This is a genomic window from Streptomyces sp. NPDC002669 (assembly GCF_042889165.1).
GTDB lineage: Bacteria > Actinomycetota > Actinomycetes > Streptomycetales > Streptomycetaceae > Streptomyces.
Window position 1 is genome coordinate 44,137 of the sequence record NZ_JBIAQQ010000010.1, and the last position, 15,117, is coordinate 59,253.

Sequence of the window (15,117 nt, forward strand, 5' to 3'; positions counted from 1 at the left end):
CCCGTTCGGAACGGGGCCGTGCGGCAGAACTGCCGCACGGCCCCGTCATGTCCCTGTACCCGCGCGCCGGAGCACCGATGCCACGGGCGGCGGGTCGGCTCAGAACTCGTCGGCGCCGTTGCGCAGCTCGTACGTCCAGTAGCCGGTCTTCGCGACCGCGTCGTCGACCGCGATGCCGCCCTTGGGCGCGATGACGGTTTCGCTGCCCTCGGCAGGACCGTCGGCGGCGAAGAGGTTCACGTAGAAGGAGCGGACCGTGTGGGTCTTCTCGTCGACACCACCGTTGTTGATCCGCACGGCCGCGTAGGCCGGGGTGCCGGCGTTCAGCACGATGGGGGTGCCGGGCTTGCTCTTGGCGACGGGCGGAACGTCCTTGGAGGTCTGGGGGAGCTCACCGAACGCGAGCAGCGGGTACTGGAGCAGCGTGCAGGAGCGGCCCGACACGTTGGTCGCGGTCAGCGTGATGTGCGTGGTGGGCACGCCCGGCTGCTTGGCCGCGGAGATCTTCACGTCGCCGACGGTGCAGGCGGGGGCCTTGGCACGGGCCTTGGAGGCAGCCTTGGCGACGGCATTGGAGGAGGTCTTGGAAGAGGTCCTGGAGGGGGCCTTCTTCTTGACGCCGACCTGAGTGGTGGTGACGACGCCCGAGGTGCCGGAACCGGAGGCGCCCGAGGCGGCGGTGGCCGAGCCCGAGGTGCCCGCGTCCGTCGAGGCGGCGACGGTCGCTGCGACAGTGGCGGCGGGAGTGGCGGCCCCGTTGTCCTTCGTTCCCTCGTCGCCGCCGCAGGCGGTGAGCGTCAGGCTGAGGGCGGCGACGGCGGTCGCGGCGAGTACGGCAGGGCGGCGGATGGAGGTACGCATGGGGGCTCCCCGTGAGGTGCGGTCGGTGTGGTTCGCCGCCGGGTGCGGCGGCTGGTCTGCTCATAGCCTCGGCTTCCATCCTGCCGTTGTGCTGACGTCCGACTGACGTTCCGCTGACGCCCTGAAACCCGCCTTCCCAGCCAGTTCACGCGACCTCCATCCCACCCGTGAGACTGTTCCGGTTGAGTGCCCGGCCACTCCGGACGACCACGATGCGAAGGGCCGACCGGGCCTCAGGCATCGCGTCGGCGCAGGACCAGGTAGCCGCCGATCAACGCGGCCGCCGTCCAGGCCAGGAGGATGCCGAGGGCCGCTCCGGGGCCGTAGCCGGGACCGAAGCGGCTGTCGCCGGACGGCGCGGCGATGTGCATCAGCACCAGGCCGGCCTGGTCGGGCAGGTATCGCAGGACCGGCTTCAGGGCGGGTACGTTGCCGAGCCCCTGGGAGCCGAGGAACAGCACCGGGAGCAGGATTCCCATCGAGATCGCCGCACTGCGCACCATGGCCGTGACCCCCATCGCGATGACGCAGATCGACGTCAGGTGGACCACGGCCCCGGCGAGCGCGGCCGGGATCCCGTCCGCACCGAGCGTGGTGCCGTACGGTCCGAGCGCCGCCTGCGTCGTGAGGAACGTGACGACGACGATCACCGTCGACGCGGCGAGGGCCGTCAGGGCACCGGCCAGTAGCTTGCCGCCGTAGAACAGACCACGCCCCGGCACCGCGGCCAGTGAGGTCCGGATCGAGCCGGAGGAGTACTCGGAGCCGACGAGCAGGGCGCCGAGGACGACGAGGGCGAGCTGCCCGAGGGTCACGCTGTACAGGGCGGCGGCCAGCGGGTCGAAATTGACGACACGCTCGATGTCGGCACGCCAGGAGAGCGAGACGAGAGTGCCGATGCCGGTGCTGAGCGCGAAGGACAGCAACAGGGTGAGGCCGGTCGAGCGCACGGTCCACACCTTGATCCACTCGGCGGCGAACACCGCCCGGGGCGAGTTGCCGGTCACTTGCTCACCCTCCCAGGCCGTTCCGCCTCTCCCGGCCGTTCAGTTCCTCCTGGCCCTTCCGCTCCTTCCGGCCGTTCCGCCTTTTCTGGCCGTTCCGCCCGGTACTCGACCGCGTCGGCGGTCAGCCGCATGAACGCCTCCTCCAGGGACGCGGTGTTCCGGGTCACCTCGTGCACCGGAACCGCGTGTGCCGCGACGAGTTCGCCGATCCGTTCCGGGTCGGTCGCCGCGCTCAGACTGCCGTCGGCACGGTCGGTGACCGCGATGCCCGCGCCGTTCAGCACGGCGCGCAGCCGCCGCGGTTCCGGCGTGCGCACCCGTACGCCCGCGTCCGCGTACCTGTCGACGAACTCGGTCACGCCGGTGTCCGCGAGGAGCCGGCCGCGGCCGATGACGACGAGGCGGTCCACGGTGAGTGCCGTCTCGCTCATCAGGTGGCTGGACATCAGGACGGTGCGTCCTCGGGCCGCCAGGTCCCGCACGAGGTTCCTGATCCACCGGACGCCTTCCGGGTCGAGCCCGTTGACCGGTTCGTCGAGCACCAGGACGGCGGGGTCGCCGAGCAACGCCGCCGCGATGCCCAGCCGTTGGCCCATGCCCAACGAGAACGTCCCCGCCCGCCGGTTCGCCACGCCCGACAGCCCGGCCAGCTCGATCACCTCATGGACCCGGCGCATCGGGATCCGGTTGCTCCGGGCCAGACACCGCAGGTGGTTCAGCGCGGTCCGGCCGGGGTGCACGGCCCCGGCGTCGAGCAGCGCGCCCACCGTGCGCAGCGGGTCGCGCAGCCGTCGGTACGGTGCGCCGTCGATGCGCACCTCGCCGGCCGTCGGCCGGTCCAGGCCCAGCATCATGCGCAACGTGGTTGTTTTTCCCGCACCGTTGGGACCCAGGAACCCGGTCACCAGACCGGGCCGCACTTGGAAGGTGAGCCCCTCCACGGCGGTGATTCCCCCGTAGCGCTTGGTCAGTTCGGTCGCTTCGATCATGCCGGTGATGGTCCGCGAACCGGGTCCTCCGCCGCGTCCGGCCCGGGACCGACCGGCTTCGCTCCACCCGCGGGTGGAGGTAGGGCCGTGTTCCGGGCAGCGCGTCCGACCACGGGTGGAGGGCCGGAACCAACCGTCGGGCCGAGGCGGTGCGCCGTGCCCCCTGGATAGGGTCGAGCGGTGCGAGCAGGTACTGAGGTGAACCCGGACGACCATCCGATCCTGGCCCGGCGACTGAGCCGGCGCCAGCACATCGCCCTGGACTGCGTGTTCGTCTTCCTCTACGTGGCGGCGCTGCTGCTGACCGGACCGGCTCCCGGTGCGTCGTCGGCCGCGCCGTCCGGGGCGGACCCCGTGCCGTGGGAGCGACTCGCGCTCGTGGCCGCGGCCACCGTGCCCGTCGCCGTACGGAGGATCTGGCCGTTGCCCGTGTTCGCGGCCGTGCTGGTGGCGACGGCCGTGGCCCTCGCGTGCGGGGTCACGTGGGACCCGTTCCTGTCGGTGGCGTTCGCCCTCTACACCGTCGCCCTCACCCTGCCGTCGCACCACCGGTGGCAACGCCGGCTGCCCGTCCTGGCGACGGCGGTCCTCGTCGCGGCCGGCGCCGTCGGAGCGGTGCGCGCCGGTGACGCGTACTGGTGGCAGGCCGGTCCGGGACTGCCGCTGCTCGGTTGCGCCGTACTGCTCGGTACCTGGGAGCTGGGGCGGGCCGTGCGACAGAGACGCGCGTTCGCCGTCCGGGCGGCGGAACAGCTGGCGCGGCGAGCCGTCACGGAGGAACGCCTGCGGGTCGCCCGCGAACTGCACGACGTGGTCACGCACAGCATGGGCCTGATCGCGGTCAAGGCCGGTGTCGCCAACCACGTGCTGCACGTCAGACCGCAGGAGGCGCACGACGCGCTGCGGGTCATCGAGCACACGAGCCGTACCGCGCTGAACGACATGCGTCGGATGCTCGGAGTGCTGCGCACCCCCGAGGGCGGGGCCCGGTCCGCCTCCCTCGACCCGGTGCCCGGCCTCGACGCGCTCCCCGAACTCGTCGGGCGGGCCGGGGCACGGCTGACGATGCACGGTGCCGAGAACCTCCCCGACGGAGTCGCCCCGGCCGTCTACCGCATCGTGCAGGAATCGCTCACCAACGTCGCCAAGCACGCCGGTCCGGGATCCCGCTGTCAGGTGGTGATCGACGCGGACGACCGCGAGGTCCGGATCGAGATCACCGACGACGGGGGCGCCCGGACACCCCGAATACCCCGGACGTCCCGGACACCCCCGGCCACGGCACCCGGCGGCCATGGCATCGTCGGCATGCGCGAACGCGTCGCCCTGTACGGCGGCACCTTCACCGCCGGACCGCTCCCGGCGGGCGGCTTCGCGGTGCACGCGACCCTGCCGTACGAGGAGATCCCATGACCCGCCCCATCGAACCGGTAACCGGTCCGCCCCGGCCCGCCGAGCTGCCCGACGACGCCGAGCTGTCCGACGACGCCGAGCCGCCCCGTGGCGCCGAGTCGTCCGGCGGCCCGGTCCGGGTCCTGATCGCCGACGACCAGACGCTGCTGCGCGGCAGCCTGCGGGTGCTCGTCGACGCCGAACCCGGCCTGGTGGCCACCTCGGAGGCGGCGAACGGGACGGAGGCGGTGCGATGCGCCCGACGGGACCTGCCGGACGTGGTCCTGATGGACGTACGGATGCCCGGCATGGACGGCATCGAGGCGACCCGGCAGATCTGCGGTTCTCCCCGAACCGCGGACGTCAAGGTGCTGATGCTGACGATGTTCGACCTGGACGAGTACGTCTACGCCGCGCTGCGGGCCGGTGCCAGCGGCTTCCTGCTCAAGGACACCCCGCCCGGCGAGCTGATCGCGGCGATACGGGTGATCGCCGCCGGGGACGCACTGCTGGCACCGGCCGTGACGCGACGCCTGATCGCGGAGTTCGCCCGCCGCCCGCAACCCTCGCGACCGCTGCCGGGCACCCTGGACGGTGTGACCGGACGCGAGCGGGAAGTCCTCGTCCTCGTCGCCCGCGGCCTGTCCAACACCGAGATCGCCGAACGGCTGTACCTCGGCCTCGCCACCGTGAAGACCCACATCGGCCGGCTGCTCACCAAACTGGACTGCCGCGACCGCGCCCAGCTGGTGATCGTCGCCTACGAGAGCGGCCTGGTCGCAGCGGCCCGGCCCCCGAGCGGCCTCTGAGCGAGCGTTTTGTCCTGGCGGGAGTGTTTGGTAATGCAGTGCTGCCGTGGATGATTACGGGATGTTGGTGCAGGTAGAAGCAGTGCAAAAGGCCCCCGGGGGTCCTGTTGCGGTCCGGGTGCGCTCGGGAGTGGGCACCGCCACGGCGTTCTGGTGCGGGGACCCGACGGTAGTGGGCCGGGAGCATCATGTGGAGTGGACTGTCGATGAAAGCGTGGTCTGGGAGGGCAACACGCGGCCGGCCGCTTTGTCCTCAGCCGCGTTGGGCGAGGACGGCGGTCAGCTTGTCTTCCGGGGCCGGTTGAGTCTCACGGGCGATGGTGGGGCCCTGCTGGAAGTGGCCGACACCCAGATCCTGTTCGACCTCGCCGACCCGCCGCCACCGATTGCAAGTGATGGAACGTGGGTCGAGGTCCGTGTGGAGCGGAACAGCGTCAGCCTGTGGCCCCACCTGCTGTGATTCACCGGAGTGCGACTCTGCCGCCGTTCAGCTGTCCCGCCGGTTGCGGGTTGCTTCGCGGCTGAGTCTGCGGCTCATGAGGTCGATCATCGCGCCGCTGATCATGGCTTCGACGAGGGTGGGCGGGACTCGGCGCCTCGGGGCGGGCGGCGGTGGTGCATGAACCAGCCGGTTGAGCCGGCCGCGCGGTGAGGTGCCCGCTGTGAGCGAGTCCTGTTCCGCGCGGCCTCCCGCCGAACCGGACATGACGGTTTCCCGGTCATCCGGCTCACTATCTGGTTCATATGGATCTGTGAACCCGCGCCCAGTCCGCCGAATACCTCCGCACATGCCCTGCCCAGGTCGGCCGTCGCCACATACCCGGGCATCATGCAGCACTCACAGACCTGCCCAAGCGACCTGTCCGACGCCTGCTGGGAACTCATCCGCCCCACTGACCGGCCAAGGGATCGACCCGGCCGAGAGAACCATCGGGTGCAAAAGGCACATCGCCACCGACACTCTCGGCTTCTGCTGACCGTCGCCGTCACCGCCGCAAGTGTCCACGACTCCGCGGCCGGCACCCAGTTCATGCACCGCCGCCGCCCGGTTCGCGACTACGAAACCCACCCCCACCGGTCAGTCGCCATGCTCCAACTGGCCGCCATCAACCTCCTGGCCCGCCGCCTCGCCCCCCAGACCGCCCTCAACTGGCGCGACAGCTGGACCAAACGAAACGGACATCGGAAAATCAAACGCTCGCTGGGTGTCAGCCGGCTTCGGTGGGCCGAGGAGGGGCTGGTTCCGTGCAGCTCAGCTGTGGTTGTCGCTGGACGCGACTGCGCGGATCATGCGTAGGTTGGGCGCTTTCCTTGCAGAGCTCTGGCCGGCCCGTGAACTTGAATCTGTGGCGTTGGCGGAAGCGGGCCGCGCTGTCGTGGTAGGCAGTGACCCGATGGCAACGATCCTCGTCGATGATCGCGCCGTTGAAGGTGAGCCGGTCGACGATTGCCGCGCAAAGACGGGGACCAAGGCGGTGGGGGTGGTCGACGAGGGCCTTGCCGGTGACTTCGGCGGCTTCTGCGGTGGCGGCCCGGCGGCGCACTTTGCGCAGGAGGGCCGGGTTCTGTCCGGCGGGCTTCGACTCGATGAAGGGTCCGGCCCCTGGACGGGGGCCGGACCCTTCGCCTGCGGTGTGTGGGCCGCTCGCTCGGCCGGGTGCGAGCCTTCGGGCACGTGGGCGGGCCGGTCCCGGCGCACTGGCCGGAAGGCCCGGGCGCCGTGGTTTTCGGCGGCATGTGCGAGCTGCCGACGCCGCTGTCCGGAAGCTGGGAGTTACCGGCTGCGCTCGGGAGCACGGGCCGTCACCACTCGTCGTGGCCGATCACCCGGAAGCTGCCCACGACGCCGTTGTCGATGAACCCACCGCCCTTGACATCGGGTGTCGCGACGCCGTAGGTGCTGCCATAGGGGCCGACCGTGGCAACCGGGGAACCGCCGTCGCAGGCGAACCCCCGAAAGACCTCGACCGCATTCCGGCTGTTGTTGTAGATGCTGAAGCTGCTCGATCCCAGCCCGCTGGCCGCGGAGACGCATCCCCCCGAATGGGCGGGGTACGCCCGTTCGTTGAAGTAGATCCTCTCCTCCCGCTTCCCGTCGTAGCCGCGGTCGCGCCCGCCGCCCTCGTCGTCGCGCCCTTCCCGACCGGAGCCTTCGCCATCGCGTCCTTCGCGACCGGAGCCTTCGTGGTCGCCGTCCTTGGCGCCCTTGCTCTCCGTTCCGCCTTCGCTGCCGAGGGGGGCCGGTGCGGGGGCGGCCGGCCGGTCGGGCGGGGCGGCCCGGTGAGCGGGCTGCCCGGCCCGCTCGGCGGCCGGTTCGGCCCGGCTGAATCCGTCAGTCGAGGCATAGGTGATGCCGGTGGCGAGGATGGCTGCGCTGACTACGGCGGCAGCCACGGTGAAGGTACGCGAGGACATGTCACTTCTCTCCGTCTCAGAGACGCCGACCGGGCGGCCGACTTGCGGCGAACGTACCGATAGGCCCGATACCTGTCATTTCGGGCGGGCCCAGGGCGTGACGCCGCAGGACTGGTCGGGTACAAAGAAGGAATTCTTTGCATATCCGCACAGGTATCGCTCTGTCAGGAGCTGCGCGCTCCGGTCCCGGACCGGGTGTCAGCGATTGTGGCGAGGACGTGCCGGTCAGGCCCTGGGTTCTGCCCGGTGGATCATGTGGCCGTCGGGCCGGGGGAGGCTGTGCTCGGCATGGGGCGGGGCCATCCGGCGAATGCGGAGTGGGTGCGGCTGGAGCCGCCTCTGCCGTCTGCCGGGTGACGCGGCAGTCGCCGGGGCGACCGCTGAAGGGTGGTCGACGGGATCCTCCTCCGCGTGCGGGCCGGCGTGGGGTGGTGGGGCCTTCCTGGGCGTTTCGGTAGTCGGAAGACCGTTTGCGAACGTCATTGCCGCGCTGGTTGGCGGACGGTGCTTGGGGCCGGATCCTGTGTCATCCGGACCGACACCGGCCTGCTGGTCGACTCGGCCGGAGCATGGTCGACTGGCCACCCCGAGAGTCACAGTCGGCTGGGGACGGCGACAGATTCGGGTATTTGATGGCGGTCCGATTCGCGTCTGCCAAAGGGTTCGGACACCGAACAGGCCCCGGTCCAACCCCAGCAGTCCGCGCTTCGTCATGTAGTGGACAGGCTCCACGCTCCGACCGAGCGCACCTGGTAGTAGCCGGGGCCAGGCCATGGGAACGTATGCTCCCCGGCGCGGCCCTCGGCCACCGTCACCCAATAGGCGAGGCGGTCGTCCAGCGCCTCCAACTGGATCAGGCCCGGCCCCGCGTAGTGCAGGACGCCGGGGCCCGGTTCCCCTCGGTAGTGCACGACATCCGATCCGGTCCCGTTGATCTCGTCGTGGAAGCGCGGGACTTCCCGCAGCGGGGCCGCAGTCGCCGTCCACGCCTCCTGCTCACCGGCGGAGAACACGTGGAAGGCGATGGTCTTTTTCCCTTCCGGCAGCGGAATCCGGGCGGTGACGGGGGTGCCGTCACCGGACAGCCGGTACTGGCGTGAGGAGCGCCCTTTCCTGACGCCCTCGAAGCGCACGTGGACCCGTGCCTGCCCGCTGGTCGAGAAGACCATCACGGCCGGACGGTACGACGGCATTTTCAGCCGATGGGTCTGCTCACCGTTGTCTTCCTTCCCCCTGACCTGCGGCTGGGGGACACTCCTCGGCGTCCTCGGACGAAGCTCGGCCTCGCCCGGCTGTGTGCGGCCTCTGCTGCCCCGGCCCGGATGTCCCGGAGTGCTCGGACGCGGGTTCTCGGTCAGGCGGACCGCGTCCGCTGCGCATACGGCGATGTTGCGGGTGGCACCCGCGGGAGGCGCCCAGCCGACCTGGCGGGCGGCCCGACTGTGCCGGGCGTCGAAAAAGCACAGCGGCATGTGATCCGGCAGGGGCCGGCCGGCGATCAAGGCATCCAGGCAAGCCAGCGCGTGCCTGCCCTCGTCCAGTGTGCGCAGGACATCGAGTGTGTCCTCCCGTATCCGGTCACCGACGGCGTCCCGCTTCGCCTGGTCGTATGCGTCGAGAGCACGTGCCAGCTCGGCTCGCATCTCATCGGTGGCGCCGGGCCGGCCGGGGCTGAAGGGATGGGCGTTCAGAGCCTCACCGAAGGCGGTGATCTCGGCCTCGATCTCGGCAAGCGCCGACTCGTCGCGTCTGTGCCATGGCCACAAGCGGCAGAGACCCCCGCCCACCCCTCTGCGCATGATCGGGATCATGCCGCACGGCCCGGCAGGCATGTCCTGAGGCCGGCGGCTGAGCACGGAGCGGCCGACCGAAACACTCGATGGCCGGCCGAGGTGCTCGGTCACAGTGAGCTGGACATGCCTGCGCCACGGCGAAGCTCCTGGTGGACGGGGTCTCGACCAAGGTCACCCGTGTCCGCCAGGAGCTTCGTGCGCTTGTCTGCCCGTCCTCGATCGACCTGTCCAACCGCACCTTGCGGTTCCTGAACGGGCGGTTGAAGACCGGGCGAGAGGAGACCCGGACGCGTCGGCGGTGCCTTTCCGCCCCGCGACAGCCCCTGCCCGCCCTGGCCCACCTGCGGTGCGGTGACATCTGCGCCCGGTCGGCCGCCGGGATCGGCACCGGGGGCCGTGACGGTCTGTCGCTGCATACGGGAAGCCGTCGAGGCCCCGGCCGCCGTCGCCCCGTCCCCGGCCGAGGCGATGCGGACGATCCGGGGGAAGGTGTTCGTCATCCGGGGCGGCGCCCTGCTGCCGATCGACCGCCGCATCGCCGTCGGCACCCCTTGCTGCGCCGGGAAGTACAAGCGCCACGGCATGAACGTGCAGGTCCTCACCGATCCGTTCGGACGGCCGCTCCGGGCCTCGCCGGCTCTGCCCGGCCGCTGGCGCGTGCTGCCCCGGTGGCTGTGTCTGTCGTACTCGCGGCTGTCGCGGTCGGAGGTCTCACACCGTTGCGGGGCACAGTTCGCGGAGGACGCGGGAGAGGTCGTCCGGGGCGGCCGCGAGGCGGACCGGCTCGCCCGCGTCGTCGAGTTCGGCGATGTGCCAGTTGCCGGGGACGATGTCGCCGTCGCCGCCCCGGACCCGCCGGACGGTCTTGAGGGTGAGCCGTTGCACCGGGATCGGCTTCGCCGCGAAGCGTCCGGGGCCGGGGTGGGGTGTCACCGCGGGCGGCCCGTCACCGAGGACGATGTGGGTGCCGAACAGATGCGGGTTGTAGTCCGTGGGCTCCAGGAAGCGGGCGGCCACGAACACCTCCTCCGTCCGGACCTCCCTCTCCTCCCCGAGGGATTCCGCAGCCGTTCGGGGCGTACGGACCCGAGTGGCCCGCCAGGCCAGGGCGAACATGACCAGCGTGGCCGACGAGCCCACGGCCGCCCAGATGATCGACGTGGGAGAACCGAACGGGGTCGTGGGGTGGAGGTAGCAGAACGGCAGCACCCACAGGGCCGTACCGACCAGCGCGCCCCGGAACGGCAGTGCCGACGGGAGCACCTCGTCGTCGGGCAGCCGACGCCCCCGCAGATGCAGCAGCACCCGAGCGCCGGGAAAGCCCGCGAGCAGGGTCAACAGGGCGGCGAAGACAGCCACTTCCCCGCCGGAGGGGACATGCTCTCGCCACACGTGGTGCGCTCCGGCCACCTTCCGTGCCCCGCCGTGCCAGAAGGTCACCTCGACCCCGTCGCCCGGCTCGAACCCCTGGGCCCCCTCCTGGGAGACCGCGAGCCGTTCCAGCGGGCGGCCGTCGGTGAAGTACAGCCAACTCTTCTTCTTGGGACGGCCGATCTCGGTCCTCTCGATCACGGCGGGCACGATGGTCAGGCATTCGCGGCGCTCCTCGGCGGCCGTCCCGGTGGCGCACGGGGCGGCCGACTGCCATGCCCGCGTGCGCGAGGCGGCGTCCGGAACGGCCAGAGCGGCCACGCCCGCACCCACGAGCAGCAGCACGCACAGTGCCAGGGCCCCGACCGGAACACGTCCGGCGGTGCGGTACGAGATGACGGGAACGTGACTCGAACCGGGATTTCCGTACCGGGCGTGCAGCGCACGGAGCGCGTCCAGTTCCGCGTCGAAGGTCGCGCGGTCGTCGGACGACCAGCTCCGCGGCAGCGGCAGGAGTGTGCTGCGCCCGCCGCGCAGCGCCATGCTCACCCGCCGGACTTCCGGGGCCCGGGGGTTGTGCTCGTGCTTCAGGAGTACGCGCAGGTCGGCGATGTCGTCCCACGGCACGCTCCGGCGGCGCAGCAGCGTCCGGACGTGCACGCCGTACGCGTCGGCACGCACCCGCCTGGCCACCATGCCCAACGCCAGGACACCCATCAGGGCGAGCAGCAGGCCGACACCCATCCATACGTCCGGGAACCCGCCCCCGTACACGACACGCACCGCGACCAGGCACGCGCCGGCGGTTCCGAGGTGGACGAAGAACCACAAGGGGCGCTGTCGGAGAGGGCGACAGTTCACTTCCCGTTCCCGAGCATCGTTCATGTGCGGAATCCTGGCACCGGCCGGGCCACGCCTTCTTGTGCGATGTCCGGCAACCCTCGCCCCGCCACATTGCCGACCTGGCGCAGTCCTTCTCCCCGCCGATGCCGAGGGGCCGCTCCCGCCCCAGCAGGTCCGCCATCCGTTGTCCCGTCATATGTCTCTCGTGCGACAGGTGCTGAGTCCCCATCAGCAGAGCAGGCCGTGCGGGTCTACCGTGTGGAGAGGGCGATGGCGACCGGCCGTCGCGGAGAGGGAAGGAAAGTGGGGAAGAACCTCCTCGTCCTGCTCTGCCTCTTCGGGGGAATCGGCCTCGTGTCCCTCCTGCCGATGCTCCTCATCGCCACGCCCGAGCAGTGGTGCCGCACCTGCAAGCACCAGAGCCGCGACCACGAGGGCGGCACCGGGTCATGCGCCGGGGACGACTTCGCCCCGGGCGAGTTCACACCGAGTGGTACCTGCCGCTGCGCGGCGTACGTGCCGAACAAGGAACTCGGCTGAACCACGCTCCCTCACCGCGATGCCTCCGGCCCCGGTCGGGACGGCTCCCCCGGCCCCGGCCGGGAGGGAAGGACCCCGGCCCGGCCGGGGTCATGCCAACCAGCGTTCCGCCCTGGCCTGCTTGTCCGGGTCGCCGGATGCCAGGGCCCCTTGCAGGAGGCGGGCTCTGAGCGGTGCGGGGAGGGCGTCCACGTCCCGCTTCTGCTCGGGCCGGCTCTTCCAGCCGACGAGGTGACGGACCGCCCCCGCGTCGTGGCGGGCATCGGCCCGCGGGTCCTGCAAACCGGCGATGATCTCCGCCATGGGCACCTCCCCGAGCAGCAGCCCCGGTACTGCCTCGTGCGAGGGGAAGCCCGAGCACAGGCCGCTGCCCGCACCGCACCAGGCCAACAACAGCAGCGCCCGGTTCACCGGATCCGGGACCGACTGCCGCAGCCGGTCCCGTGCCGCGGTCAGGAGCTGGGGTGACGCGCTCCCGCCGGTTCGGGAGAGCCCGAGCATCGCCTCGGAGAACTCGTTCAGAGCGGGCGGCATCGCCGCGAGCCACGACCTCTCCTCCTCCCTCGCCCGTTGGTACCGGAGCTCGTCCTCCTCGAACTGCCGCAGGGGACCGGGAACGCCGTGCAGGTCCAGCCAACGCAGGAGCGACCGGCCGTCGACGAGGACCGCGTCGCCGTCCCAGCCGTCCCAACGAAGCGTCACACCGTGGTGGAGGAACGCGGCGGTCAGGAACAGACCATGTGCGTCCAGGAATTCGAGCTGGACGTCTCCCGAGCACATGCACACACCGCCGGGCAGCGAGCCCACCGCCATGGCCGCCCGCAGACCGTCGAGCTCGCCGGCACGGGAGAGGTCCACAACGACCCCGCTGCCCGCCGAGTCCTCGTGGAACGCGGTGGCCTCCGTCAGCCGGACCCGGACGGCGTGCCCCAGGACACTGTCCAATGCGAACAACTCACCCACTGCTCAACTCCTTTTCACTCCCATCGTTTTCACCTCGTGCCGCCCCATTCCACCGCACCCCGTCGGACCCACCGGAACCGGGCCGGGCGCGGCGGGGCCGTGCCGCTCCGGTCACGGCCGTGCCGGGTCTCTCCGCCTCCGTCCCCGTACGCTCGAACGCGGTGGCGCAGACGGGGCGGGTGCGGGCGTAGTAGGAGCGGGAGGCCAGGAGGAGGCCGAAGCCCAACCCACCGAACGCCAGCCCTCCGAAGGCCGCCAGCCACAGGGTCCCGGCGGGGGTGGCGCCCAGCTCCGCGTCGGGTTCCGGGGCGGGAAGCACCCCGAGCGCCGCGAGCGGGGTGCAGACCACCAGGACGACCCCGTACACCGACAGGCCGACGGCCGTCAGCCAGGCCGGGAGCAGCGGCAGCAGGCGCGGCACCCGACGCCCGGAGAGGAACAGTACCCAGCGGGGAAACACCTGCCCCCACCGGTACATCAGGCCGGTCAGCAGGAAGACGCCCAGCCCCGCGGCCAGGACGGTGACGTCGATGCCCACCGCGGCGAGCGCCCGTACCGCCTCCGAGCCGCCGGAGTTGGACTCCTTCCACTTCTCGGCGGTCACGCCGAACGCGTCACCGCCCAGCGTCCAGACGGTCTTGACCGCGGCCCACGGCAGCAGCCCGCACAGCAACAGGTAGGCCGCCTTCCGGGTCCGGGGCGGGGCGGGGGAGGCGTCGGGACGGCGGACCGGTGCGTCACGGTCGTGCCCGTGTGCGCGCCCGCTTCCGCAGCGGGGACACCTGCCGGTCAGCCGTCGGCGGTATGACAGCCCGACCAGGACGAGACAGGAGACGAGGGCCGCGCTCAGCAGTACGTGGACCAGTCCGGTGACGCTCTCCGGTCCCGTACCGGACGCCAGGGTGACGAAGTAGGCGGGCAGGGCGGCCATGCCCATCGCGAACACCGGGACGGTGAGGGCGAGTCCGGCCGTCACCACTCGCCGGCCCCACCGCCCCGACCGCTCCGGCGGCCACCCGGCGACCCGGCAGACGGCCCCGGCGACGAGGGCCAGAGCGGCCAGGGCGAGCTGAGTGGTCGGCGAGTACGGGGTGTGCGGGGTGAGTGGCACGGTGCTTCCCGTCACCGCCCAGGTGGTCTCGACGGCGGCGTACACCACACTGCTCGCGCCGGCGGCGGCAGGAGCCCGCTCGGGCCATTGCCGCTGCTGAACCCCGCCGCGCCCGCGTCCTGCCGAAGCACCGGACGAGGTCCTGCCCTGCGTGCTGCCCGTCGCGGAGACGACCACGATGACCTCCGGATTCCTTGATTCCTGGTCACCATGCTGGCCGGACGCACCACCGCCCACATCACTCCTGAGAGCGGTGCTCCTCACCCGCGCGGGGGAGGCGGGGGAGGTGGGGAAGGCGGGGAAGATGGAAGAGTCCCGTGGCCGGTCGGGGCGTGCGGCCGCTTCACCCTTCGGCGGGGGCGAGGCCGTGCCAGCCGTTCTCCAGCAGTTCGAAGGCGCGGACGACGGCCTGGCGGGGGTCGTCGTGGCCGAGGGCGGCACGGGGTGCTTCGAGGGCGAAGTGGGCCAGGGCGGTGCAGGCGGGATCGCCGGCCGGCAGACCGCTCTCCTCGGCGATCACCCGGGCCAGGGCGGAGGTGTGGCGCAGCCACATGGCCTGGAGGTAGTCGCGCAGGGGCGGGGTGTCGTTCACCAGACGGGAGAAGGAGGCGAAACGGGCGTCCTCGTCCGCTGACGCCATGCGGTGGCGCAGCGCGTGCTCGCGCAGCGCCGCAGGAAGGGACTGGCCTTGGGGGCGCTCACGCACGGCCGCGAGCAGCCGCGCTTCCTGGTCGGCGTCCTGGTCGAAGACGAGAGCTTCCTTGACGGGGAAGTGCTTGAACAGCGTCGTGGTCGACACATCGGCGGCGTCCGCGATCTCGCGGATACCGACGTCGTCGTACCCGCGCTCCAGGAACAGCCGCAGGGCGGCGTCGGCGATGGCCCGGCGAGTGGCGGCCTTCTTGCGCTCGCGGCGGCCCATGGGGGCTGACGCCGCCGGGGCGTCGACGGCGGTGCTGGTGTCGGTGCCGACACCAGCACCGGTTTCGGTATCGGCCATGCCAGGACCCTATCTCTTCGGTT

13 protein-coding genes are annotated in these 15,117 nt (G+C 71.5%); 4 read left to right on the forward strand and 9 right to left on the reverse strand.

The features are described from left to right. Positions 1-99 precede the first annotated feature (99 nt). From ACFYW1_RS17260 to ACFYW1_RS17270, 3 genes are all read right to left on the reverse strand, one after another. Positions 100-861, reverse strand: coding sequence for a DUF4232 domain-containing protein (locus tag ACFYW1_RS17260; protein ID WP_388992926.1), 762 nt, complete (start codon positions 859-861; stop codon positions 100-102). A gap of 233 nt (positions 862-1,094) precedes the next feature. Continuing rightward, positions 1,095-1,868 (reverse strand): ABC transporter permease subunit, encoded by a 774-nt coding sequence (locus tag ACFYW1_RS17265; protein WP_388992929.1) that lies wholly within the window; start codon positions 1,866-1,868, stop codon positions 1,095-1,097. Continuing rightward, complete coding sequence (locus tag ACFYW1_RS17270) at positions 1,865-2,857, reverse strand: ABC transporter ATP-binding protein (RefSeq protein WP_388992932.1); 993 nt, start codon at positions 2,855-2,857, stop codon at positions 1,865-1,867. The genes ACFYW1_RS17265 and ACFYW1_RS17270 overlap by 4 nt, the downstream gene beginning before the upstream one ends. A 180-nt stretch (positions 2,858-3,037) precedes the next feature. On the opposite strand from ACFYW1_RS17270, the gene ACFYW1_RS17275 reads away from it, so the two are divergent. The 3 genes from ACFYW1_RS17275 (at position 3,038) to ACFYW1_RS17285 (ending at position 5,518) form a co-directional block, all read left to right on the forward strand. Next, the gene (locus ACFYW1_RS17275) at positions 3,038-4,270 is read left to right on the forward strand and encodes a sensor histidine kinase (RefSeq protein WP_388992935.1); all 1,233 of its coding nucleotides are present in this window, start codon (positions 3,038-3,040) and stop codon (positions 4,268-4,270) included. Further along, positions 4,267-5,058: a response regulator gene (locus ACFYW1_RS17280; protein ID WP_388992938.1), complete on the forward strand. Its 792-nt coding sequence runs from the start codon at positions 4,267-4,269 to the stop codon at positions 5,056-5,058. The genes ACFYW1_RS17275 and ACFYW1_RS17280 overlap by 4 nt, the downstream gene beginning before the upstream one ends. Before the next feature lie 61 nt (positions 5,059-5,119). Continuing rightward, complete coding sequence (locus ACFYW1_RS17285; RefSeq protein ID WP_388992941.1) at positions 5,120-5,518, forward strand: hypothetical protein; 399 nt, start codon at positions 5,120-5,122, stop codon at positions 5,516-5,518. 1,343 nt (positions 5,519-6,861) lie between these two features. Here ACFYW1_RS17285 and ACFYW1_RS17290 read toward each other — a convergent pair. From ACFYW1_RS17290 to ACFYW1_RS17300, 3 genes are all read right to left on the reverse strand, one after another. Continuing rightward, positions 6,862-7,473, reverse strand: coding sequence for a hypothetical protein (locus tag ACFYW1_RS17290; protein ID WP_388992943.1), 612 nt, complete (start codon positions 7,471-7,473; stop codon positions 6,862-6,864). Between the two features lie 710 nt (positions 7,474-8,183). Continuing rightward, entirely contained in the window at positions 8,184-9,377 is a 1,194-nt protein-coding gene (locus ACFYW1_RS17295) for a hypothetical protein (RefSeq protein ID WP_388992946.1), read from the reverse strand. Between the two features lie 600 nt (positions 9,378-9,977). Further along, a complete protein-coding gene (locus ACFYW1_RS17300; RefSeq protein ID WP_388992950.1) occupies positions 9,978-11,522 on the reverse strand; it encodes a PH domain-containing protein in 1,545 nt (514 codons plus the stop codon). A gap of 261 nt (positions 11,523-11,783) precedes the next feature. On the opposite strand from ACFYW1_RS17300, the gene ACFYW1_RS17305 reads away from it, so the two are divergent. Continuing rightward, positions 11,784-12,020, forward strand: coding sequence for a hypothetical protein (locus ACFYW1_RS17305; protein WP_388992953.1), 237 nt, complete (start codon positions 11,784-11,786; stop codon positions 12,018-12,020). A 90-nt stretch (positions 12,021-12,110) separates the two neighbouring features. On the opposite strand, the gene ACFYW1_RS17310 is transcribed toward ACFYW1_RS17305, so the two are convergent. The 3 genes from ACFYW1_RS17310 to ACFYW1_RS17320 all read right to left on the reverse strand — a co-directional run bounded on the left by ACFYW1_RS17310 (position 12,111) and on the right by ACFYW1_RS17320 (position 15,016). Beyond that, on the reverse strand, positions 12,111-12,983 hold the full coding sequence (locus ACFYW1_RS17310; protein ID WP_388992956.1) for a hypothetical protein: 873 nt from the start codon (positions 12,981-12,983) through the stop codon (positions 12,111-12,113). Further along, positions 12,976-14,331 (reverse strand): hypothetical protein, encoded by a 1,356-nt coding sequence (locus tag ACFYW1_RS17315; RefSeq protein ID WP_388992960.1) that lies wholly within the window; start codon positions 14,329-14,331, stop codon positions 12,976-12,978. The genes ACFYW1_RS17310 and ACFYW1_RS17315 overlap by 8 nt, the downstream gene beginning before the upstream one ends. A 106-nt stretch (positions 14,332-14,437) precedes the next feature. Continuing rightward, positions 14,438-15,016, reverse strand: a complete 579-nt coding sequence (locus ACFYW1_RS17320) for a TetR/AcrR family transcriptional regulator (RefSeq protein WP_388993384.1) — start codon at positions 15,014-15,016, stop codon at positions 14,438-14,440. Positions 15,017-15,117 lie beyond the last annotated feature (101 nt).

Excerpts from the sequence above, each read along its gene's own strand:
- ACFYW1_RS17260 (WP_388992926.1), bottom strand. The coding sequence starts at position 861 with ATGCGTACCTCCATCCGCCGCCCTGCCGTACTCGCCGCGACCGCCGTC.
- ACFYW1_RS17270 (WP_388992932.1), bottom strand. The coding sequence starts at position 2,857 with ATGATCGAAGCGACCGAACTGACCAAGCGCTACGGGGGAATCACCGCC.
- ACFYW1_RS17280 (WP_388992938.1), top strand. The coding sequence starts at position 4,267 with ATGACCCGCCCCATCGAACCGGTAACCGGTCCGCCCCGGCCCGCCGAG.
- ACFYW1_RS17285 (WP_388992941.1), top strand. The coding sequence starts at position 5,120 with ATGTTGGTGCAGGTAGAAGCAGTGCAAAAGGCCCCCGGGGGTCCTGTT.
- ACFYW1_RS17290 (WP_388992943.1), bottom strand. The coding sequence starts at position 7,473 with ATGTCCTCGCGTACCTTCACCGTGGCTGCCGCCGTAGTCAGCGCAGCC.
- ACFYW1_RS17300 (WP_388992950.1), bottom strand. The coding sequence starts at position 11,522 with ATGAACGATGCTCGGGAACGGGAAGTGAACTGTCGCCCTCTCCGACAG.
- ACFYW1_RS17320 (WP_388993384.1), bottom strand. The coding sequence starts at position 15,016 with ATGGGCCGCCGCGAGCGCAAGAAGGCCGCCACTCGCCGGGCCATCGCC.